Below are 21395 nucleotides of genomic sequence, written 5' to 3'. Positions count from 1 at the left end.
GTCGCGCACCATGATCGAAGCTGTGGCGGGCGAAGGGCTTTCGCTTTTGGCGCTGAACGAGCTTTTCATCGGGCACCGGTCGCACCAATCGGCGCGCTATGTCGTGCAGGCCGGGGGTGCCGAAGAGTTTCAGTCGTCATCCGGCATGATCATTGCMACCGGCACTGGACTGACCGGGTGGGCAAAGTCCATCATGACCGCGACGCACCGAAGTTATGACATCGCGCCCGAAGAAAACCGCGCCGCCTTTTTTGCGCGCGAACCTTGGCCCAGTAAGACGTCGGGTTGTGACATTGCGGCAGGTGAGATTGGGTTGGATGACGAAGTAGCACTGATATCTCGGATCAATGAGGGCGGTGTCATCTTTGCTGATGGAATTGAACAGGATTTTCTACCTTTCGACTGGGGTGTTCAAGCGCATATCCGATTGGCCGACAGGCGGCTGTCACTGATCCCCTGATACCGCAAAGCATAGTACCTGCTCAGTCTTCGCCATCTGATGGTTTCGGAAAGTTTGTTCGGCCCATTCCGGACCTTCGTCGCACGTGTCGGCGCCGCACCGCAGCTTCCTTGAAGCGGACGTTGATCATGGCTGCAGCGTCGGAGAGTGCCAGAAGGCAGCAGTGCCGGAATACCTAGACATCTGTGTGCGCCGGTAGCACATAGTTCAGCCTGTAAGATCGGAGACTGGAAGCACTCAATAAATGATCACAAATCGTATTTCATAAACACCAAATAGGGTTCGAACTCGGGAGGATTCCCATTTTCAGGGTAGCGCGGGATGTATTGGAAACCATGTTTTTCGTACATGGAAAGCATTGACCGATTGCCCTTTGCTGTATCTACGTAAATTGCCCGACAGCCCATGTTTTTGGCTTCCTCTACACGCATCTCAAACAAACGTCTGCCAAGACCCAGGCCTTGCACTTCAGGTCTTACGAACATTCGCTTCATCTCGACGGCGTCTTTCCTGATCCGGCGCATTGCGCCGCAACCCAGAAGTTGCCCGGCATGACCCCGAGCCAATGCCAGACGCCCGTCGGGCGGCAGCATCTCATCAAGATGTTCGATTGAACTGCGCACCAAATCGTCGGGCGCCAGAACCGGTCCACCGCCGGCCTCAAATGCCCTAAGGACGACGCTGTAATAGTCGAGTAACAACCCTTCGAAAGCCGTCAAATCAGGCACTTCAGAGACAAACGAAACATCTGAGATCATAAGAACGGCCTCCATGTATTTACCAAGAACTGTCGCACCTTGGTTTCGCAATGGCAACAAAGGCAGCTTTTAGTGAGGTTACAATATATGTTTGGAATGGACGCAGCACCGCCGTGCTTGGCCCGGACTCAGCAGCCCTGTGTTGGATGAGGTGGCATCGAAACCGGCCCAATGCTGCCATTCAACCAGACTGCGAAAACAAACGGCAGATTGTCACCCTTATTTCAGGGTTGGATCCATATTCTTGAAGACTAAAATGAGTGACGATTCAGTCCACCGGGCGATTCAAATTTGCCGGATCCAGATCGACCCAAAGACCATCAATGCTCACCTTACAACGCTCACCACAATGAAATACGTGGTACGTAAAATATCCGTGGAGTTTACGCTGCATTTTGCCAATTCCAACAAAATCGATCGCCATTGTGTCAGACGTCTGATCACAGTGGCCAGGCAAGAAAAACCTCTGCTGGCCCGACATGAGGAAAGTTTGATTTGGAACATTAAGCGCAAAAGTGTCTTTGGGAATTTCGATGGGCTGCGCATCGGGGTGGGATAAAAGGAAACGGCGATCAAGGCGAATTGTGTCAACGTGTTTTACAACAAGAAAGCGTCCATCGCGGGTCTTAACCCTATCATGGAGGCGCAATGCTTCAACTGGAACACCGCCAAATTCGGTAGTCACAAACGCCCCCGTGCCAAAACCTGGTAGTGACCATGACATGTTGGTCGCGTTCGTTTGCTCGGGCCCGCTCACTAAGGCTGAATCACGCGAGACTTGCCTGTCCTGCAGCCAAGAAGGCTTGGAAGTTCTCGAAATAAACATTTACATCCATCAACTCATAACAAAACAGAAACTTGAGAAACGAAGCTTCTGTGACCAACAATCTGCGATCTTCAGACTTGGTCCGCCCTATCGGAACCAACAACACGGTTTATTATTACACCTTGTACTAACTGCACACACTACCTCACTTAACTGCAGCGGCGCATTACAAAAATACACCTGCAAAACGCCGCTACCACTCGTTAACTGGTTAATAACCATTACCGCTCACAAGCGCCTGTAAACACTTGAATGATGTCTTGTCTTAGACACTGACGGCTGGCCTTTTGGACAGGTGACTGAAGGAAGTTGCGCCTACGGCTCAACAATCGTCCGCCAGAGCATCCAAAGTCGCCAAATCAGCGACAAAGCCCGAAAGTTAAAAGGCTTTTCTGAAGGTCGGCAACCTGACGCTACCCTCGAGAGATAGAGCCTGTGTTGGAAGGACGACAGCGACGGTCAGGGCTCGGAGCCGCCATTAGATCTATCGCAACATGTTCACCGAAACGGCGTACTTCTCCTTGGAGCAATATCGGCCCATTCCTGCCGTTGGTCAATGGATCAAGATGCTGCGGTGCGGCCCGCCAAACCGGACGTTAGCTACAAGCGCAAAGTCCTGGCCCACTCGAATTAACAGTCTGCGAGACTTTTTGTGCTTTCGCTGCGGTTGCGCCAATGGCCGCTTTCAGGATTGATCGTGAAGTGCGTCCTGTCTCGGCAAAAGCCGATTAGCTTGGCGCTCTCAATTCTCAGCGCACCTAAAACCTTTCCATTCGGGCTCATTCTCAAACACAAAATCGTAATACTCGCGACCTTGCAGTTCAGTTGCTGCGGCCTCATCCGTCACGACCTTACAATTTGGGTGCATCTGTATCGCGGATGCGCTGACCATTGATGTTATAGGGCCCTCAACAGCTTTAGCGACGATTGCGGCCTTGGCCGCGCCGGTGGCGAGCAAGACAAGCTCACTGGCGTCCAAGATTGTGCCCACGCCCATCGTTAGCGCCCTTTTTGGCACATTGTCAGCGTCACCACCGAACATTTCAGCATTTTGGGCGCGCGTTGTTGGGGTCAGGGCTTTGTCCCGGGTGCGGGACTTGAATGATGAGAGCGGTTCGTTGAAGCCAATGTGTCCGGCATAACCAATCCCGAGGAGTTGCAGGTCAATCCCACCTGCATCTGCAATCAAAGACTCATAGTCTCGCGCAGCTTTTTTCAGATCTGCTGCGCTCCCGTCTGGGACGTGGGTGTTCGCGAGATTTATTTCCACGTGATCGAACAGGTGTGCTTTCATGTAGCTTCGGTAGGAATTCGGATCGGCATGTCGCAGACCGATGTACTCATCCAGATTGAACGTTTGGCATTGCGCAAAAGACACACCGCTAGCGATGAGCCGCGCATAGACCCGCTCCATGGTGCGCCCCGTCGCAAGCCCTAGTGTCGTGTCTGGTTTTTCCTTGATCCGAGACACGATGAGCTTGACGACAAGATCGACCGCGTGATCGATGTTTGGCCTAATGATCACTTCCATAGGTCACCTTGAATTTCCGTAATGAAGAATAGATCAGGTCTGCAAACCGGTGATCATTGCGATGATTTCGTTTTTGTCCGTCGTTGCCGTGTCCCGAACGCCAATCTGTTGACCACGTCGTAGAACGCAGATGCGGTTGGACAGGCGGAAGACCTGATCAAGGCTGTGGCTGACGATCAAGATTGCGATATTGCGTTCTCTGAGGGACAGCACCAATTCTTCCACGCGTGCTGTTTCTGCGACGCCAAGTGCTGCTGTGGGTTCATCAAGGAGGATGAGTTTGCTCGCCCAATGAGTCGCTCGAGCAATAGCAATGCCTTGACGTTGCCCGCCTGAGAGGTCGCGGATCGTCGCACTGGCCGACGGAATGCGCACATCAAGCTCATCCACCAATTCTTGTGTATCGTTCATCATCTTACGTTTGTCCAAGAGGCCCAGTGGCCCTTTGGTCAGCTCTCGACCCAGAAACATATTCATGTAAACGGGCTGTTGATCGGCAAGGGCAAGGTCCTGGTAGACAACCTCGATCCCTGCTTCGCGCGCTCCTGATGCGTCTGAGAAACTGGTCTCTTCGCCATCAAGGCGGATTGAGCCCGTGGTGGGTTTATGCACACCAGATACGATTTTAATCAGCGTGGATTTGCCCGCGCCATTGTCGCCGACCAAGGCCACGATCTCACCCGGATGCAAGTCGAGTGAGAAGTTGTCGATTGCAACAACACCACCGAACGCTTTGTGAATATCCGTTAGGGATAGAATTGGCTGTGTCATGAGATCACCTCAGGTCTGGCCAAGCTTCGCGCTGGCCGAATATGTTCTCGATTGTCGTGACGGTGGGGTTGCCGCTCGCAATTCCCGAAATTCCCGCAATATGGGCGCGGGTCACGAAGGCCTGCCCCCGAAACCCGAAGACAACGCTATCGCCGGTCTTGGGACCTGTCGGCCCTGACGCATCAATCATGCCGTAATAGTCAATCGACTGACGTTGGGGGATTTCCATGGAACGGGTCGATTTGTCGTTCGGGTCCGTGCCGACAATCGCCTGCACGTCATACTCCGGGAACACTGGATCAATATAAAGACCACCCCCAAAGCAGAACGCCTTGTCTGCGTGCGTATGCGATACTTCTGACAGATACAGGACCGCTGGACGCTCGGGCAGGTCCTCGACTGCATGAAGGGGCGTGGTTCCGTGCAACCCGTTCCCGGGTTCGCATTGGGTTGCACCTGCGTCTGCCAATGCAGGAAGGACGGCAGAAGATGTTGTTCCCGGTGCGTTGATTTCAATACCGTTGCGTCCGGCCTTGGCCAAAGCTTCGGCCGCCTTATTCAGGGTCGCAAGGTTCGGGGTGGGCTTTACCTTGCGTGTCTCTTGATCGAACAACAGTGCCGGGAATGTTGTGATGCCGCCAAAATGCGCACCATCGCGGGCATCCATCCGATCAGCAACATCAACGATTGTTTCCGCGTCAAAGCCGCCTTCATGGCCTCGGTAAAATGTATCGCCCTCTGTTTGGATGCGCGCCAGCAGAGCCTGATCGCGACCCGCCTTATGTGCTGCGCGCGCGGCTTCATCTGCTTTGTCGTCACTGAACACCGTCCAGTAATCGGGTTGCAGGTATCCGGCTGCAAGGTCGGCTTCGCCACACGGAATCTGCACAAGATGGCCCAAGTGACCGACTTTCAGTCCAGCGCGATGGCAGGCAACAGCACAGGCAATATCCACGGCGACACAGCGGTCAATCCCACCTCGCATCACGGCCTCGCAAAAACCAGAGTGACGACCGACTTGTTTGGTCATCGCAAATGTCTTGAGACCCAGTGAGGTTGCCGTGTCGGTGAATATCCGCGCGTTCTCTTCGACCGTATCAAGATCGAGAACATAGCAGTTAGCCGGCAACTTGCCTTCCTGATGCAAAGCGATGGCTGCTTCGATCAGGTCCGGGTTACGGCGGGTGAGAAGATCAAGAAACATACCGTTTCCCCTTTAGCGAGTTGTATCGCGCAGCGATGCGGCGACTGCGACAAGAATGATAAGACCGCGAACGATCATTTGGTCGGAGACTTGGAGACCCATCAGGATCAGGCCGTTGTTCAGCATCCCCATAAGGAGCGATCCGATCAGCGCACCGATGATTGACCCTTTGCCGCCATTCAAAGCGGTGCCACCGACGATAACGGCGGCAATCACGATCATCAGGTCGCTTTCGCCAAGGGTATAGGTGGCGGATTGAAGTCGTCCGGCATAAAGGAGCCCTGCGAGTCCGGCACAGCCGCCGCAGATTGTCAGCACCATGAACCGAACACGCGGTACCTTGATGCCAGAGACCTGCGCTGCGCGAGCGTTGTCACCCGTCGCCAAAACATGCGCCCCAAAGCGGGTGTGGCGATAGACAAGATGTCCAATCACCACGCCGATAACCGTCCACCACACCAGTGATGGAACACCGAACAGTTTGCCTGATCCGAAAACGCCGGTGAAGAAATCGTTGGTGACAGGGATCGAGCGCAAATTAGTCATTGTACGCGCCACGCCAGCAAAAAGGCCTAATGTGGCAAGCGTCACGAGGAATGATGGTAATCGTAGCCAAGCCACCAGCAGACCGTTGAACGCGCCCACTGCTAATCCGGCGCCCAGACCTGCAAGAATAGCAAGTGGCATTGGCAAGACCTGCATGACTACAGCAGCAGACAGCGCAGATACGGCGACGGCAGACCCGAAAGACAGGTCAATCTCGCCCGCCGAAAGCGCAAAAACCAAACCGATAGCCAAGATCGTGGCAGGTGCGGTTTGTAGCAGAATGTTGGTCAAATTGCGGGTCGACGTAAAACCCGCATCGTGAAGTGTGACCGCAAAAAACAGAAAAATCGCGATAAAGCCGAGGTAAACGACGTAGTTTTGCAATTCGTATTTGCGGAATATTGCGGTTGGCGACATCTCAGCACTCCGATTTCGCAGGGAATCAATGGAAGCTGCCCATGAGGCAGTATCGGCTAAAGTCGACGAAGCTTGCGCCCCGTCGACTTGGGGTTTTAGTTGCCTGTGAGGCTCGCAGGGGCCTCAATGTTCAAGGACTGCATCCAACCCTCGGACACGTTGTCGGCTGTGACGGTCACAGCTGGCGCAACCACAAACGGTGGGGTTTCCTCGCCTGCATATTGGCGTGCACCGGCGGCTGCCATGGCGCGGCCAAGCTCGTAGGCTTCATCTGCGACCAGCGCCACAACATTTCCACCGCTGACCATGTCCAAAGCAATTGGCTCGCTCAGATCAAGGGTCACCAGCTTGGTATCGGTGTTGCCGTTCGAGCGCAGTGCCGCAAGAACACCCTCAGCCGGGCCTGCCCAAGTGACGTAGACACCTGACAGATCGGGATTGCGCAGCAGCATCGCATTGGCAATTTCTTCGGCGCGTGCCGGATCGCTAATGCCAGCTTCGGCAACGATTTCAATGTTCGGATAATCGTTTTCGATCGTGGTCTTGAACGCGTTGTCGCGCTGGTTGGTCACGTAGTAATTGGCGTCGTGGAAAATCCAGCCAACGGTGCCTTCTTCACCGATGGATGCGGCAAGGGCGTCCGCCGCTTGTTTGCCCATCTCAAACAAATCATCTGTCACGATTGCAGCATAGTCGGTCTGATGCACAAACCCTTCGGGAAGGTTCGACAGGAATACGAGTGCGACGTCTTCGTCACGTGCGTCCTGAAATGCTGCGGCAGACGTCACCGGATCAAGCGGCAATGACAGGATAATGTCGGGTGATCGAACCAGTGCCGTTTCGATATCGCTGCGTTGCTTGGCGGCGTCAAAAGCCGCAGATGTTGTAATGACAACTTCGATCCCAAGGCGCGCAAACTCGTCGGTTGCACCAGCGGTTACAGCATTCACAAAATCAGATTGGTCATGCCAAAGCAGTGCCGCTGTTAGGCCCTTGTCTTGCAGGCTTGCGGAAAGCTCATCCGATACAGTGACTTGGGACGATGGCGTTGCAGTTTCGCCTTGCGGCCCGGTTGTTTGTGCAAACGCAGCAGTAGCAGAAAGTGCGAGCGCGGCAGTACCTATTTTCAGGCTTTGGTAGAAATTCATGGTCTTCTCTCCCTTAGTTAATTTTAGGTGGTTGATGATCCGCAAAAGGCCACCATGAACCGCGCAAAGGCGCGGATGGCGGAAAAATACTCTTCGATGTTGAGATGCTCTTGCGATGTGTGGCAGCAGGCAATATCGCCAGGTGCGCAGTAAACAGTCGGAACATTCAGCTTGTTAATCAGGAATGAGCTTTCGGACCAGAATGGTGCGCCCCCGATCTTACCGCGATCAGGGCTGACGCTCGAAACGGCGTCCATAAGCTGTGCAACTTCCGCCCGGTCTTGGGGTATTTCTGCTGGCGTTCCACCAAAGGGGTTGTCGCGTCCGGCGGGGTAGGTGATCTCGATCTTGATACCGTCATCAGTAGGTGCATCACGGACGGCGGACTCGAACCCAGCGGTCGCAGACTCAAGGGTGTCGCCGGGCCTCAACGACCCAATGACCGAAAATTTGCATTCGCCGGGAACGGCAATGTATCCTCCGCCGCTCAACCCGGTCACGAGCACAGATGATTGCCCGGTCAGCGGGTGCGGATCTAACCACTGACGCGCCTCGGCATGTTTCCAAACCGAAGCCAAAATAGAATGTGTCGCCTTCAACGCGTCGACCCCTAGATCAGGCCGTCCAAAATAGGCCGACTTTCCGGTGATTTTCACATCCGCGATAAAAAAACCGATCTGGGCGGTATAAACTGATAGGCTGGTCGGCTCGACGTAGACTGCAAAGTCGGGGCGCGGGATTTTACCGTCCTGAACCATCTCCGTCCAATGGGCAACACCGGCGCTGATGCCGCTGCCTTCTTCGCCACTTTCTTCGTCACCTATAAAGGCAAAGGCAACATCGCCACGCAGTCGAATTTCCGCACCGTCAAGCAGATCGAGTGCCGCAATGGCCGCGCAAATCCCGCCCTTAAGATCGGTCACGCCGCGCCCCCAAATCGCGCCGTCGACCTCTGCACCGCCGAATGGATCTTCGCGTACGGTGCCGGTCCAATGCTCGCTCCATCCGTCCACGTGAACGGTGTCGGTATGGCCAATAAACTGGAGCCGCTTGCCGCCACCTGTTCCGGACCGTGTGCCCCAGATATTGGGTCGGCCAGCAAGGAAATCTTCAGTATCTGGGGCCATTTCGCGCGCGCGCATCTCGCCATCGAGGAACTGGACGAATTTCGCCTCGTTTCCAGTGATGCTGTTGCGTGCAACAGCACCCTTTAGCAGTGCAAGGGCCTTCTTCTCGTCAAGTGCTGCATCAAGTCGGCTGGCAGTGGTCGTATCTAGGGTCATGCAACACCCTTCCACGCTGGCGCGGAGAGCTGCGGAAGGTCGATGTCGACGTTGTTCAGGCCAGCGGCAAAAATTTTGTGGTGTAGATGCGCCAAACCAACCGCTGCACTCCCGACGAGGGCCGCATGATCGCCAAGTTCCGAGCGCTTGATGTCAATCGGGTTCGGAAAACAGGCCGCTAGCGCGATCTCGATACGTTTTTGCAGTTCTCGGCGTTGTCCAATTGATCCGCCAAGCACAACCATTGACGGATCGACAACCGCACCGATGGTTGCAACCAACCGGGCAACCAGACGGGCCGTCTCTTCTAGCACGCTGTCGGCGTGTTCATCTCCGGCCTGCGCAAGGTCGAACAGGTCCTTCACCTCAACATTCTTGCCCGCAAGGTCTGCATATCGGTTGATCATGCCAAACGAACCAGCTTGGCGTTCAAGCGCACCTGTCTTGAGCGAACCTGGCTCAAAAGGGTCTGCACCGAAAGGGAGAAAGCCAAGCTCGCCCGCCGCGCCTAAAGCGCCACGGATGATCTGCCCCCCCACGATGATCCCTGCGCCGATACCCGTGCCGAGCGATACAAAAGCCATGTTGTCCACCTCGGAGGCACAACCGCTCCACTGTTCACCAATGGCCGCGAGATTCACGTCGTTTTCAACCTGAACACCGCAGCCGATTTCTTTTTCCAAAGCACCTGCGAAATCCATAGCGTCAATTTTATCGATATTCGGGGCCATCCGGACGGACCCCGACACTTGATCTGGAACGCCGGGGACCCCGACTGTCGCAAACATGACCTTTGACCAATCCACATCGGCGGTCGCGGCGGTCTTCCTGCACAGCCGCCCGATTTGTTGGGCGACGTCGACACCGCCACGCGCGTCTGTCGGTTCGGTCAATTCGGCCACTACGGTGCAAGCCAGATCAATAATGGCAGCGCGAACCTTTGTGCCGCCGAGATCAACTGCGCACACAAAAGCGGCGCTCGGCACCAATTCATAGGTCGTTGCTGATCGCCCGACGTGACCAGCGGTCCGGCCAGATTCAGTAATCCACCCGTCATTCTCAAGGTCAGATACAATTTCCGAAATCGTTTGTTTGGACAGACCAACTTGCTTTGCGAGGCTGGCCCTCGAAATCGGCCCTGTCGACGCTATCGCTTGAACAACTGCGCTGCGCGAAAACTGCCGCGATAAGTTTTTCGATCCGATCACCGTGCCACCCCTTTAGTTCGGTCTATGAACGAATAAATAAGCGATTCTGTCAAGAGGGTAGTTTGTGGGTGCCAAGGAGGATGAAAATCACGCCCTTTTGGGAAACAAATTGGGAGAATTCTCTGGAACAGGGCTGTCTAGTTCAGCTGTTTGCTGGCTCCACTGACACCCGCGTGGATCTGAAAAACCAGTCATTCCTTCTGGATGCAGCATCGGTCGAAATGGGCTCTCTGCCGACCTCGGATGCGGCGCAGCATCTGCATTGTGGGAGACCAGGGGCACCATCGTGGACGGCCCAAAGGAGACATTCATTCATCTTTGGCCTTGCTGCAATCGCAACCCGCTTAGCGGTCATTCACTGCGAGCGCGAACTCCTAGCTTCATCGAACTCACACATCGCGGGAAACAGCGCCAAATTGATGCGCTTGCTCCAATGACGCCTTTGGAAGAGCTACCTTCGTTGTTCCAAATGGACGAAGTTAAGGCTTTTCCTGGCCCAAGGCTCGCAAAGCGAGATGAATTAGCCCATGCTTTGGCGCGTTGGCGGGCCATTCGGCATAGACACTGATTGGTCGAAGCTCCCAGCTGGGCAACACGTAATCCATCGCCCCGCTTTCGATGTCGGGTGCGACAAGGAATTCGGGGACTATGGCCAGCCCTGCTCCGGCCTGTGCTAGGCGGTGCAATGCTTGTGCGTCGTTTGTGAACATATGCGGGGCTGGCTTGATCTTCATCGTCTCCCCGTCCTTGTGTCTGAAACTCAAAGGAATGTTCTGAACGGGTGCAAGCGCCAACCATTCCCAATTAGAAAGCGCCGAAGGATCATTCCCGCCAGTCCTCGTCGCGAGAAAATCCTTGGACGCGACCAAAACCCGTCGTACCTCAAACAAAGTACGTGACGTCGCAGAGTTTTTTGATTTTGGACCCATGCGAATGGCCAGATCAAATCCATCGTCAATCAGCGCCCGCCGCGTGTCAGAGAAATCAACAGTCAATGTGATACGCGGGTATGCCAGCGAGAACTCCGCAATTTGATCTGTAATGTGCGACAGTGACAGTACGGATGGCAGCGTGACACGCAGCTCTCCGCTCGGTTCGCCAGCGGTTGCCGAAAGATCCTGCAGTTCGCCTTCTACGGCATCCAACATATTTCGGGTCGCCGTGAGCAGCCTTTGACCGTCGTTTGTGAGCGTCAATTTTCTGGTCGAGCGATAGATCAACGCGACGCCAAGGTGTTCCTCCAATTGCGAGACATGGTGGCTGACAACGGACGGCGACAAATGCAACTCGCGTGCTGCACCTCGAAAAGACCCATGGTCAATCGCCTTGGCAAAGATTGCCATTTGTCTGAGGCGATCGATCATTATGCAAAAAATCCGAACAGTTAAATTTGATAACCCTACCTTATGATTTAATCAAAATATGTCCATCCTCTTTGAACAGAGCGCCGCAAACGCAGCGGCGCCCACATCGTTCAAAAGGAAGTCTTAACATGAAAAAACCACACGCAGTCCTAGCGGCTGTAACAATCGCTGCCTCCTCATTCGCGTCCTCAGCGATCGCCGACAACGCCGAAACCGTTCAGGCCTTCTACGACCTTCTCAGCAACCCAGGTTCGGAAACACACACGGCCGCATTTGTGGAAGCGACCGCAGACACATGGGCAAGCGTTGGCGACTATTCCGGTGAAAACAAAAACCGCGACGCGTTCTTGGGTCAGGTTGGCGGCTTTGCACAGCTTTTGCCTGATCTGAACTGGACCGTCCAGGACATGCACGACAGCGGTGATTTCGTCACTGTTCGCAGCCGCGCCACTGGCACACCCGTTGCGCCGTTTTTCGGTGTAGATGGTGAAGGGCGCAGCTTTGATATCATGACGATCGACATTCACGAAATTGCAGACGGCAAAATCGTGCGCTCCTACCACGTCGAAGACTGGGCAGGCGCATTGCAGCAACTGACCGGCCGCTAAAAACCCACCCCAACAGGAGTTCTGAAAATGAACAGACGACAAGCAATGAAAGCCTCCGCCGCGGCCGCAACAGGCGTGACACTCGGCTCAGCCGCAACGGCGCAGTCAAACGATGACCAAAGTCAGGCAAGTCTCGACACCGTCATGGCCCTTATGGGCGCGATGGGAAGCGGTGACATGGGTGCGATGGCCGATCTGATGGCAGACGACATGGTTTGGCTGAATGCAGGCGATCCGACCCTTCCATGGATAGGACCTTGGAATGGCAAGGATGAGATTTTTACCTTCCTAGGTGTGTTCAGCGAGAACTTTCAAACCACCAAATGGGAAAACACCGATGTCCTCGCCTTTGGCGACACGGTGGCGATCTTTGGTGACATGAACGGGATCACGACAAAGTCGGGCCAAGAAATCGGTGACTTCACTTTTGCCCTGCGTGCCAAAGTGCGTGACGGACAAGTTGTGCTTTGGAACTGGTTCGAAGACAGTTTCGCCGTCAGCCAAGCTTACCACGCCAACTAACCGCCCCAAAAACCGCTGCGGCCAAAACTCAAGGGAAACCAAAATGTTAAAACGAACCACCCTTTTGGCCGTAGCGGCCCTTTTCACAGGGGTCGCGTCTGGCTGGGCCCAAGACGCGCCCCTCCCCGCCCGCGATGGCCCGCGCCCTGAAACCACCAACAGCGTCCCACATGTCCAGTTGGATGTTGAGGCCGTTCCAGAGCTCACCGCCATGATGTTGGAGCATGTTGAAAAGCTGCCTGGCGTCACTCTCGGCGCAACGCGCGTTTCCTTGCCGGGGGCGGTAGGCTTCCAATTGGACAGGGATATCAGTCTTGCCAATCCCGATGCCATCGTTGGCGGTCGGGAATTTGCACATGTTCACCCCGACGGCAGTTTGCACGCAACTCTGGAACCGGAATTGGCCCGCGCTGCAGTGAACGCCGGTTGGGCTACGCCGCACCCATGGGCCGACCAAAGGCCCGGTTGGGGCGGTTTTGTGATGATCTATACGCCCACGACGCAAGAAGAATTGGACGTTGTGATGCAATTGGTGCGCGCGTCCTACACCTACGTGACCGGACGACCCGTGCCGTAATTTGCCCTGCATGGTTCGAAATCTATTCACCAAAAAACGAGGCACGATATGCAAGAAGCATCGCAAAACACCGCCAACCTTGGCCGTTCCGGTAAGATCTTCCTTTTTGGTCTCATTGTCTGGATCCTCGCCCAATTGATCCGCCTTATCGCGATTCCGCTTATTACAAGTGTCGCAAACGGCATTGATCCGGCTGGTTGGATGTACCCCGCAATCCTTGACGTCGTGACCGCAATCTTTGCCATCCCACTCGCCATCGCAGTTTGGAAATGGCGGGGATTCACGGTTTGGACGCTCACGATTGTCTACTTCACCCTATCCATCGTTGATCACATTGGCGCCCTGACGAACCTTATTCTGATCGGTGAACCTATCGCCTTTGAACAATTCAACGGCGGCGGAAACCCGTATACTGCCCCGGTCGTCCAGACTGTTCTAGATGTGATCTTCTTTGGGCTGCTGCTTATGCCCAGATTTCGAGACCTGTTTTTCCGGCTAGAGGAACCTAAGCGCTCTTGACCACGACAGCACTTAGCATTGGACCAAGCCAATTTATAAGGACAATAACATGACCCGATCCGTACCGATCATCGCCGCCAAAAGCCCCACATCCGTCGATCTGGAAAAGGGCAAGGACTACTTTTGGTGTCGGTGCGGGTTGTCCAAGAGCCAGCCGTTCTGTGACGGGTCCCATGCAGGCACGGAGGTGACGCCGCAAAAGTTTACCGCAGACAGCACAGGAAGCGCGGCGTTGTGTCAATGTAAGGCAACAGCGAACGGACCATTCTGTGATGGCACGCACGCGACACTCGGTGACCTGAAGGCGGGGGATCCATCTCCGAAACCAAAGTCTGACGTTCCAACCGCGACCCCAACGCCAGAAGAACCAACGGTCGCCCGCATTCATGCGCTGGCCAAAGACGGGCTGTCCAAACTGAGCCACCACGGCGAAATGGGGGCGATGGGTGTGCCGCGCAAAGACTTGCCGCACTGGGATGACATTCAAATTTTGCCGGCGCAAATGGCGCGCAAGCCTTTACTTGATGACATGCCCGTCGCGACATCTGTCACCATCGGCCCGCGTGCCGCCAAGCCCTTGCAACTGGATATCCCGCTGTTTGTGTCAGACATGAGCTATGGTGCATTGTCCGAAGAGGCGAAGACCGCGCTCTCACGTGGTGCGCAGATGGCAGGCACTGGGATTTGTTCTGGCGAGGGCGGCATGTTGCCCGAGGAACAGGCAGAAAATTCGCGCTATTTCTACGAATTGGCATCAGCGCGTTTCGGGTGGGACCTTGATCTGGTCGCCCGCGTCCAAGCCTTTCACTTCAAAGGTGGCCAAGGGGCCAAAACGGGCACGGGCGGGCATCTTCCGGGCGACAAGGTTCAGGGCAAGATTGCCAAGGTACGTGGCTTGGAACCTGGTCAATCCGCGATTTCCCCGTCAACATTCCCAGACCTTGAAACACCAGCCGATTTCAAACGCATTGCTGATGAGGTCCGAGAACGATCTGGCGGCATTCCCATCGGGTTCAAACTGTCGGCAAACCACATCGAAGACGACATCGACTTCGCGCTTGAGGCCAGCGCCGACTACATCATTCTGGATGGCCGCGGCGGCGGCACGGGAGCGGCACCTTTGATCTTCCGCGATCATATCTCTGTGCCCACAATCCCCGCCTTGGCCCGTGCGCGCGCGCATCTGGATGCAAAAATTGGGCGCGACGTGACTTTGGTCATTACAGGCGGCCTGCGCGTCGCCGAGGATTTTGCCAAAGCGATGGCACTTGGTGCGGATGCCATTGCGGTGTCAAATTCCGCCATGCAAGCAGTCGGATGTATTGCGGCGCGCATGTGTAACTCCAACAACTGCCCTGTTGGCGTCGCAACCCAAAAGCCGGAACTGCGCGCGCGGTTGGACGTTCAGTTAGGGGCCCAAAAACTTGCCCGCTATTTCGGCGCATCGGTTGAACTGATGCAGGTCTTGGCGCGGGCATGTGGCCACAACTGCCTGTCAGACTTCGCCCTCCGCGACATCACCACATGGAAAAAAGAAATGGCTGACCTGAGTGGTGTGCAATTTGGCGGCGTGAACTGCTAGCCTCATTCATCATTCGAGGCGACTCAGAATATCGCCTCGCAGATGCCACTTGAACTTGGCGACCGCCCCGAGATTGGTCACTGCATTCGTGGTTTCGCCCCCTAAATAAACGGTCGAGATCACTTGATCGCCCATGCGACTTTGCAACCGCAGCGAAAGACTGCTTTCCGCCATTTTTTTTAGAATGGATGCCGTTCGTCAGCATAATAAGCAGCATGTGTCGAGGTAGGGCGCCAGCGGTAGAACAGCGGCCTGCGTGTCAGCCAACAGGCCCGCAAAAATCACCGATGACCTTTGCTACCTCAAGTTAAAGTGGGCATGAAAGTAGGCACGCCGCCCCAGATGATGATAATTTTCGAATAAAATCAGCGATATATTTGGGTTTTATGGCGGAGACGAAGGGATTCGAACCCTCGAGACCCTTCCGGGCCTACTCCCTTAGCAGGGGAGCGCCTTCGACCACTCGGCCACGTCTCCGTTGACGCGTCTAGCAGGTATTTTCTTATGATCACAAGTAGAAACTGCCTTGTCTCTGGCTTTGTTCGCGGATGCATGTGCCTGCCGTTGCTTCCATATGGCCAACATTGTGAAAATTCAAAATATGCAGTAGAACAAAGAGTGAACATTAAAATGGATTCGGTGTCAGGTGTATGGGTGCCCTTCGTATGCACAAATCGTTGGCAGGGCAGGGTGCAGGTCTTGCCCCGATGCGCTGCACTCTGTCAGAGGTGTTTCCAAACACCCCTGCAGATCCCAGTGCATTGGGCTTTGCGTTGTCGCGTCTGCCCCGCAGCCATGCTCCGATCCTTTGGGTGCAGGATCGTTTGTCCCGCAAAGAGGCGGGGCGTCCTGCGCTGGCGGGTATCAGCGGCGAGCGCCCGATCATCATGGTCGATCTTTCGCGCGCGGCCGATGTGCTTTGGGCGATGGAGGACGGGTTACGCTGCCGTACTCTGGGGGCCGTGATAGGCGAGGTTTGGGGCGATCCGCCCGCCTTGGATTTCACCGCAACCAAGCGGCTGGCCTTGCGCGCAGAGGCGGCGGATGTGCCATGTTGGCTGATCCGCCGCGCCGCCAGCCCCGATCTGAGTGCGGCCCGCGACCGCTGGCGCATTGCTTCGTTGCCTTCTGCCCCTCATCCGCACGATCGGCAAGCACCGGGTGCGCCCCGCTGGTGGCTCGATCTGTTCCGTTCGCGCCGGGTCAAGCCCGGCACATGGGTGGCCACCTATGACAGGGCGGCGGATCGTCTCCATCTCGCTGCCCCAACTCGCGATCGAGCGATGGATGCGGGTGATGGAACGGCAGGGCAACGCGCCGCCGGATGATGTGCCTGTGGTTCTGGCGCGCGAGGGCCATCATGGGCCGGTCATTCACGCCGCCAATCGCGCGGCGCGTATGGATGGCATTCACCCCGGATCGCGGGTCGTGGATATGCGCGCGATTTGCCCGGAATTGCAGGTGGAATTCGCGGATGTAGCGGGGGACCATGCCGCCCTTGAGCGGCTCGTTCTTTGGGCGCGCCGTTGGTGCCCCTGGAGCGCACGCGACGGCGATGATGGGCTGATCCTGGATACCACCGGGGCGGACCATCTTTGGGGCGGTGAGGCCGCGATGCTGGTTGAGATGGAGACGCAGCTGTCATTGCTGGGCCTGACAGCCAGGCTGGCGGTGGCACCTACTTGGGGTGCGGCTTGGGCTTTGGCTCGCTTTGGTCCTGTGCGGTCGATCTGTGGGCCGGATGAGGCCTATTTCAAGCTGGGCCCTTTGCCGGTCAGCGGGCTGCGGCTAGAGTCGAAAACGTTGCTTCTACTGCGCAGGCTAGGGTTGAAAACCATTGGTGCGGTGATGGATGTCCCGCGTCTGTCGCTGACCCGCCGCTTTGTCAAAGCGGGGCTTGCGGCGAACCCGCTGATGCGGCTTGATCAGGCCTTGGGTAAACTGGCCGAACCTGTATCCAGCGTGGATGCCAAGCCGGTGATCCGCGCGCATGCTCGCTTGGCCGAACCTATTTTTGATCCCACTCCCCATTTGCCAGAGCTTTGCGAGGACCTTTGCGCGCAGCTGAAACATGCGGGGTTGGGCTGCCGCCGCCTGCATCTGACGGTTTTCAAAACTGATGGGGATGTCAGCCATGTGGATGTGGCGACCTCTGCCCCGACCCGTGATCCGACCCACCTGCACAGCCTGTTTCGCGATAAGGTCGAGCGGATCAACCCCGGTTTTGGTTTTGATCTGATCACCCTTGCTGCAGGTGCGATTGAAGAAATGCAGGACAAGCAGTCCCGTTTGGATGGCGGAGCAGATGATGATCTGCACCTGACCCGGTTGATTGATCGGTTGAGTGCGAAATTTGGCCCACGCGCTGTCACCCGCCCTGTGCTGCGTCAAAGCCATGTGCCCGAACGGGCCGAGGCATTGGTTGCCGCTCTTGCTGATGTTGGTGATGATGCGGCAGTTCTGACCAAGGAACGCCCGCTTCGCCTGCTGGATCACCCCGAAGAGGTGCGCGTGCTATATGCCGTGCCCGAAGGCCCCCCGGCACAGTTTATCTGGCGCAGACAGACCCACCGCGTGGTGCGTTATGCCGGGCCGGAACGCATTGCACCTGAATGGTGGAAAGACCGCCCCGGCACCCGGCTGCGTGACTATTTCAAGGTTGAGGATCAGGCGGGGCTGCGGCTCTGGCTTTACCGCGAAGGCCTGCATGAGGACGGGCGCGGGGGTGATCCGCGCTGGTTTGTGCATGGGATGTTTGCGTAATGCCTGAGATGGACAACCAACGGCCAAGGCGCACGATTGAGGATGATGGGTTTCTTCGAAACCCACGCGCAGATTTCGTAGAACTGGGGGTGACGACCTGCTTTTCCTTCCTGCATGGGGCGTCGGACGCCGTCGATCTTGCGACGACGGCCAATGCGCTGGAATATGACAAATTAGGCTGCGCTGATCTTAATACGATGGCCGGGGTCGTGCGCCTGCATGCAGAGGCGCGCAAGGCGCAAATTACACCAGTCATTGGGTGCCGATTGCAATTGGTGACGGGCGAAGAATTCCTTGCATACCCGCGTGATCGGGCGGCCTATGGGCGGCTTTGCACGCTGCTGTCCAAAGGCAAGATGCAGGGCGTTGATGGCGCATGGCAGGCCAAAGGTCAGTGTGACATCACCTTGGATGATCTCGCACAGCACAGTGCAGGGGTGCAGTTGATTGCGCTACCGGGTGCCGATCTGGCGCATTTCAGCGCTGGGTTCAGCCGTCTCAAACGCGCGTTGCCGACGCTGAAACATATTGCCACCAGTTATCTTTATCGCGGCGACGACAGGGCGCGGATCAACCAGTTGGATGCGCTGGCCAAGGCCAGCGGCATGTCCATTCTGGCGACCAACGATGTGCATTATCACGCACCTGAACAACGGCCCTTGCAGGACGTGATGACCTGCATTCTGCACAAGACCACCATTCACAAGGCAGGGTTCCTGCTGGATGCCAATGCCGAGCGGCACCTGAAATCACCTGCGCAGATGGTCCGGCTCTTTGCCGAGTGGCCGCATGCAATCCGTGCAACGCGCGCGGTCGCGGATGCCTGCAATTTCGACCTGCGGGAATTGGCCTATGAATATCCACAGGAAACCGTGCCAGAGGGGCGCACCCCGCAGGAGTATCTTGAAGAGCTGGCGTGGAAAGGGGCCAAATGGCGCTATCCGAACGGGGTGCCTGAAACACTCAAGGCGACCCTGCGCAAGGAACTGGCTCTGATCGCAAAGCTAGAGATTGCGCAGTACTTCCTGACAATCCAACAGATCGTGAATCATGCCCGCTACGAATGTGCCCCGCCAATCCTGTGTCAGGGCAGGGGGTCAGCGGCAAATTCGGCCGTGTGCTATGTGCTGGGCGTGACGGCGGTGGACCCCGACAAGAACGATTTGCTGTTTGAACGGTTCATCAGCGAAGAGCGCAAGGAACCTCCCGATATCGACGTCGATTTCGAACATGAGCGGCGCGAAGAGGTAATCCAGCATATCTACGATAAATACGGGCGTGACCGGGCGGCCCTTTGCGCCACTGTGATCCACTACCGCCCCCGCATGGCGGTGCGCGAGGTCGGCAAGGTCATGGGCTTGTCCGAGGATATCACCACCGCATTGGCCAAAACGATCTGGGGGTCTTGGGGCCGCGAAGTGGGTGCAAAGGAAGCGGCAGAGGCGGGGATCGATCTCAAAGACCCGCTGATGGCCCGCACCATAAAACTGGCCGACAAGATGATCGGGATGCCCCGCCATCTGGGCCAGCATGTGGGCGGTTTTATCCTGACCGAAAAGGCGCTGACCAAGACGGTCCCCATTGGCAACGGGGCGATGCCGGACCGGACGTTCATCGAATGGGATAAGGACGATATTGATGAGTTGCGCATCCTCAAGGTCGATGTGCTGGCGCTGGGGATGCTTACCTGCATCCGCAAGGCCTTTGATCTGATCGATGCGCATTATGGCAAGCGGTTCACCCTTGCCACGGTCCCGCAAGAAGACCCGGTCACCTATGATATGCTGTGCAAAGGTGACAGCCTTGGAGTGTTTCAGGTCGAAAGCCGTGCGCAGATGAACATGCTGCCCCGGCTGAAACCGCGCGAATTCTACGATCTGGTCATTCAGGTTGCCATCGTGCGACCGGGGCCCATTCAGGGCGATATGGTGCATCCCTATCTGCGAAGGCGCAGCGGAAAAGAGCCCGAAGAATACCCCTCACCGGGCCCGCAATACGACCCAGATGAATTGAGAAACGTGCTGAAACGCACTAAGGGCGTGCCGATCTTTCAGGAACAAGCGATGAAAGTCGCAATGGTGGCGGCAGAGTTTTCCCCCGATGAAGCCAACCAGCTTCGCAAGGCAATGGCCACCTTCAGGTCACGCGGCACCATCGGCGAATTAGAGGAAAAGATGGTCGGCCGCATGATCCGGCGCGGCTATGACCCGGAATTCGCCAGCCGCTGTTTCAACCAGATCAAGGGCTTTGGTGATTACGGGTTCCCTGAAAGCCATGCGGCAAGTTTTGCGCATCTGGTTTATGTCTCAAGCTGGATCAAGTGCCACTACCCGGATGTGTTCTGTGCGGCCTTGCTCAATTCGCAACCGATGGGGTTTTATGCCCCCGCCCAGATCGTCCGTGATGCCCGTGAGCACGGCAAGATCGTGCGCGGCGCGGACGTGAACTACAGCGATTGGGACAACACACTAGAGCCGATCGCACCGGGCGAGTTTGCTGTACGCCTTGGCCTGCGTCAGGTGGACGGTGTGCGTCAGGACATGGCACAGCGGGTTATGGATGCACGGGCGCAGCCATTTGCCAATTTGGCCGACCTCAAGAAACGTGCGCGGCTTGATGCAGGCACCATACGCAAACTGGCTGCAGCCGATGCCGTGCGCTCAATGACATTGGATCGCAGGCAGGCGTTGTGGGACGCCCGCGCGATACGGGACGCGCCTGACCTGCCGCTTTTCGTCGAGAAGAAGGATGAGGGGGAAGAGGTCCGCTTTGACCTGCCCCAAATGCCGATTTGCGAACATGTGGTGGCCGATTACCAGACCACACGCCTGTCATTGAAGGCGCACCCGATGTCCTTCTTGCGCCGCAGCATGGACAAGCAGGGGTACACACCAACCCGCATGCTGGATCAGATGCGCAATGGGCAATCTGTGAAACTCGCTGGGATCGTCCTGATCCGCCAGCGCCCCGGCAGCGCCAAGGGTGTGTGTTTCATCACGCTGGAGGATGAAACGGGCGTCGCAAATCTGGTCGTCTGGCCCAAAGTGATGGAGGCATTTCGCAAGGTCATCATGCGCGCGCGGGTGATTGACGTCAAAGGGGTGGTACAGCGCAGTGAAGATGTCATTCATGTTGTGGCCAACCATCTGACAGATCGCAGTGATGCGCTCGAACGCTTGTCACATGATCAGATGGAGCCGCCCTTGGCCCATGCCGATGAGGTCAAGAAATCGATCCCCCATGATCCGCGCGGGCGACATCCGCGTGACGTCAGGGTTATCCCTAAGTCGCGCGATTTTCACTAATAC

Annotated in this window: 19 protein-coding genes, 1 tRNA gene and 1 pseudogene; 10 read left to right on the top strand and 11 right to left on the bottom strand. The window is 56.3% G+C overall.

The annotated features are described in order from the left end of the window. A pseudogene (locus DHN10_RS15950) lies at positions 1 to 460 on the top strand (hypothetical protein); the annotation flags it as partial. Positions 461 to 708: 248 nt separating this feature from the next. Here DHN10_RS15950 and DHN10_RS15945 read toward each other — a convergent pair. From DHN10_RS15945 to DHN10_RS15905, 9 genes are all read right to left on the bottom strand, one after another. Beyond that, positions 709 to 1233 (bottom strand): GNAT family N-acetyltransferase, encoded by a 525-nt coding sequence (locus DHN10_RS15945; protein ID WP_108816330.1) that lies wholly within the window; start codon positions 1231 to 1233, stop codon positions 709 to 711. A gap of 253 nt (positions 1234 to 1486) precedes the next feature. Continuing rightward, the gene (locus DHN10_RS15940; protein ID WP_267895722.1) at positions 1487 to 1942 is read right to left on the bottom strand and encodes a Hint domain-containing protein; all 456 of its coding nucleotides are present in this window, start codon (positions 1940 to 1942) and stop codon (positions 1487 to 1489) included. A gap of 844 nt (positions 1943 to 2786) precedes the next feature. Continuing rightward, on the bottom strand, positions 2787 to 3575 hold the full coding sequence (gene nagB / locus DHN10_RS15935) for a glucosamine-6-phosphate deaminase (protein WP_108816328.1): 789 nt from the start codon (positions 3573 to 3575) through the stop codon (positions 2787 to 2789). A gap of 33 nt (positions 3576 to 3608) precedes the next feature. After that, entirely contained in the window at positions 3609 to 4346 is a 738-nt protein-coding gene (locus DHN10_RS15930; RefSeq protein WP_108816327.1) for an ATP-binding cassette domain-containing protein, read from the bottom strand. Positions 4347 to 4350: 4 nt separating this feature from the next. Then, on the bottom strand, positions 4351 to 5550 hold the full coding sequence (locus DHN10_RS15925; protein ID WP_108816326.1) for a YhfX family PLP-dependent enzyme: 1200 nt from the start codon (positions 5548 to 5550) through the stop codon (positions 4351 to 4353). Between the two features lie 12 nt (positions 5551 to 5562). After that, positions 5563 to 6513 (bottom strand): ABC transporter permease, encoded by a 951-nt coding sequence (locus DHN10_RS15920; RefSeq protein WP_108816325.1) that lies wholly within the window; start codon positions 6511 to 6513, stop codon positions 5563 to 5565. A gap of 95 nt (positions 6514 to 6608) precedes the next feature. Further along, the gene (locus tag DHN10_RS15915; RefSeq protein WP_108816324.1) at positions 6609 to 7661 is read right to left on the bottom strand and encodes a substrate-binding domain-containing protein; all 1053 of its coding nucleotides are present in this window, start codon (positions 7659 to 7661) and stop codon (positions 6609 to 6611) included. Between the two features lie 23 nt (positions 7662 to 7684). After that, a complete protein-coding gene (locus DHN10_RS15910) occupies positions 7685 to 8944 on the bottom strand; it encodes a M20 family metallopeptidase (protein ID WP_108816323.1) in 1260 nt (419 codons plus the stop codon). Continuing rightward, on the bottom strand, positions 8941 to 10152 hold the full coding sequence (locus DHN10_RS15905; protein WP_108816322.1) for an ROK family transcriptional regulator: 1212 nt from the start codon (positions 10150 to 10152) through the stop codon (positions 8941 to 8943). Before DHN10_RS15905 ends, DHN10_RS15910 begins: the two co-directional genes overlap by 4 nt. A gap of 80 nt (positions 10153 to 10232) precedes the next feature. On the opposite strand from DHN10_RS15905, the gene DHN10_RS15900 reads away from it, so the two are divergent. Next, entirely contained in the window at positions 10233 to 10589 is a 357-nt protein-coding gene (locus tag DHN10_RS15900) for a hypothetical protein (RefSeq protein WP_108816321.1), read from the top strand. Between the two features lie 42 nt (positions 10590 to 10631). On the opposite strand, the gene DHN10_RS15895 is transcribed toward DHN10_RS15900, so the two are convergent. Continuing rightward, positions 10632 to 11495, bottom strand: coding sequence for a LysR family transcriptional regulator (locus DHN10_RS15895; RefSeq protein WP_234417157.1), 864 nt, complete (start codon positions 11493 to 11495; stop codon positions 10632 to 10634). A gap of 149 nt (positions 11496 to 11644) precedes the next feature. Here DHN10_RS15895 and DHN10_RS15890 point away from each other — a divergent pair, with 149 nt between their 5' ends. From DHN10_RS15890 to DHN10_RS15870, 5 genes are read left to right on the top strand one after another with little or no spacing between them, the layout of a single operon-like run. Further along, positions 11645 to 12124, top strand: a complete 480-nt coding sequence (locus DHN10_RS15890; protein ID WP_108816319.1) for an ester cyclase — start codon at positions 11645 to 11647, stop codon at positions 12122 to 12124. Between the two features lie 27 nt (positions 12125 to 12151). Continuing rightward, the gene (locus DHN10_RS15885; RefSeq protein ID WP_234417156.1) at positions 12152 to 12646 is read left to right on the top strand and encodes a nuclear transport factor 2 family protein; all 495 of its coding nucleotides are present in this window, start codon (positions 12152 to 12154) and stop codon (positions 12644 to 12646) included. 43 nt (positions 12647 to 12689) lie between these two features. Next, positions 12690 to 13223 (top strand): luciferase domain-containing protein, encoded by a 534-nt coding sequence (locus DHN10_RS15880; protein WP_108816318.1) that lies wholly within the window; start codon positions 12690 to 12692, stop codon positions 13221 to 13223. Between the two features lie 48 nt (positions 13224 to 13271). Continuing rightward, the gene (locus DHN10_RS15875) at positions 13272 to 13742 is read left to right on the top strand and encodes a hypothetical protein (RefSeq protein WP_108816317.1); all 471 of its coding nucleotides are present in this window, start codon (positions 13272 to 13274) and stop codon (positions 13740 to 13742) included. A 49-nt stretch (positions 13743 to 13791) separates the two neighbouring features. Continuing rightward, positions 13792 to 15324 carry a glutamate synthase-related protein gene (locus DHN10_RS15870; RefSeq protein WP_108816316.1) on the top strand — a complete coding sequence of 511 codons (1533 nt, stop codon included), beginning with the start codon at positions 13792 to 13794 and terminating at the stop codon, positions 15322 to 15324. A gap of 387 nt (positions 15325 to 15711) precedes the next feature. Here the strand turns inward: DHN10_RS15870 and DHN10_RS15865 are convergent. Next, positions 15712 to 15801 (bottom strand) — tRNA-Ser (locus DHN10_RS15865). 188 nt (positions 15802 to 15989) lie between these two features. On the opposite strand from DHN10_RS15865, the gene DHN10_RS15860 reads away from it, so the two are divergent. From DHN10_RS15860 to DHN10_RS15850, 3 genes are read left to right on the top strand one after another with little or no spacing between them, the layout of a single operon-like run. Then, positions 15990 to 16652, top strand: a complete 663-nt coding sequence (locus DHN10_RS15860) for an ImuA family protein (protein WP_234417155.1) — start codon at positions 15990 to 15992, stop codon at positions 16650 to 16652. Then, a complete protein-coding gene (locus DHN10_RS15855) occupies positions 16621 to 18087 on the top strand; it encodes a Y-family DNA polymerase (RefSeq protein ID WP_199910695.1) in 1467 nt (488 codons plus the stop codon). Before DHN10_RS15860 ends, DHN10_RS15855 begins: the two co-directional genes overlap by 32 nt. Beyond that, complete coding sequence (locus DHN10_RS15850; RefSeq protein WP_108816313.1) at positions 18087 to 21392, top strand: error-prone DNA polymerase; 3306 nt, start codon at positions 18087 to 18089, stop codon at positions 21390 to 21392. The genes DHN10_RS15855 and DHN10_RS15850 overlap by 1 nt, the downstream gene beginning before the upstream one ends. Positions 21393 to 21395: the final 3 nt, after the last annotated feature.

The organism is Loktanella sp. Alg231-35, from assembly GCF_900143545.1.
Taxonomy (GTDB): Bacteria; Pseudomonadota; Alphaproteobacteria; order Rhodobacterales; family Rhodobacteraceae; genus Yoonia.
This window is presented reverse-complemented; position numbering and strand designations above follow the sequence as displayed.

What these genes read in the sequence shown, in the direction of transcription:
- DHN10_RS15895 (WP_234417157.1), bottom strand. Translation starts at nt 11,495, where the DNA reads ATGGCAATCTTTGCCAAGGCGATTGACCATGGGTCTTTTCGAGGTGCA.
- DHN10_RS15900 (WP_108816321.1), top strand. Translation starts at nt 10,233, where the DNA reads ATGAAAATCACGCCCTTTTGGGAAACAAATTGGGAGAATTCTCTGGAA.
- DHN10_RS15930 (WP_108816327.1), bottom strand. Translation starts at nt 4,346, where the DNA reads ATGACACAGCCAATTCTATCCCTAACGGATATTCACAAAGCGTTCGGT.
- DHN10_RS15860 (WP_234417155.1), top strand. Translation starts at nt 15,990, where the DNA reads ATGCACAAATCGTTGGCAGGGCAGGGTGCAGGTCTTGCCCCGATGCGC.
- DHN10_RS15880 (WP_108816318.1), top strand. Translation starts at nt 12,690, where the DNA reads ATGTTAAAACGAACCACCCTTTTGGCCGTAGCGGCCCTTTTCACAGGG.
- DHN10_RS15925 (WP_108816326.1), bottom strand. Translation starts at nt 5,550, where the DNA reads ATGTTTCTTGATCTTCTCACCCGCCGTAACCCGGACCTGATCGAAGCA.
- DHN10_RS15945 (WP_108816330.1), bottom strand. Translation starts at nt 1,233, where the DNA reads ATGGAGGCCGTTCTTATGATCTCAGATGTTTCGTTTGTCTCTGAAGTG.
- DHN10_RS15875 (WP_108816317.1), top strand. Translation starts at nt 13,272, where the DNA reads ATGCAAGAAGCATCGCAAAACACCGCCAACCTTGGCCGTTCCGGTAAG.
- nagB (WP_108816328.1), bottom strand. Translation starts at nt 3,575, where the DNA reads ATGGAAGTGATCATTAGGCCAAACATCGATCACGCGGTCGATCTTGTC.
- DHN10_RS15920 (WP_108816325.1), bottom strand. Translation starts at nt 6,513, where the DNA reads ATGTCGCCAACCGCAATATTCCGCAAATACGAATTGCAAAACTACGTC.
- DHN10_RS15885 (WP_234417156.1), top strand. Translation starts at nt 12,152, where the DNA reads ATGAACAGACGACAAGCAATGAAAGCCTCCGCCGCGGCCGCAACAGGC.
- DHN10_RS15890 (WP_108816319.1), top strand. Translation starts at nt 11,645, where the DNA reads ATGAAAAAACCACACGCAGTCCTAGCGGCTGTAACAATCGCTGCCTCC.
- DHN10_RS15850 (WP_108816313.1), top strand. Translation starts at nt 18,087, where the DNA reads ATGCCTGAGATGGACAACCAACGGCCAAGGCGCACGATTGAGGATGAT.
- DHN10_RS15855 (WP_199910695.1), top strand. Translation starts at nt 16,621, where the DNA reads ATGGAACGGCAGGGCAACGCGCCGCCGGATGATGTGCCTGTGGTTCTG.
- DHN10_RS15870 (WP_108816316.1), top strand. Translation starts at nt 13,792, where the DNA reads ATGACCCGATCCGTACCGATCATCGCCGCCAAAAGCCCCACATCCGTC.
- DHN10_RS15910 (WP_108816323.1), bottom strand. Translation starts at nt 8,944, where the DNA reads ATGACCCTAGATACGACCACTGCCAGCCGACTTGATGCAGCACTTGAC.
- DHN10_RS15915 (WP_108816324.1), bottom strand. Translation starts at nt 7,661, where the DNA reads ATGAATTTCTACCAAAGCCTGAAAATAGGTACTGCCGCGCTCGCACTT.
- DHN10_RS15940 (WP_267895722.1), bottom strand. Translation starts at nt 1,942, where the DNA reads ATGTCATGGTCACTACCAGGTTTTGGCACGGGGGCGTTTGTGACTACC.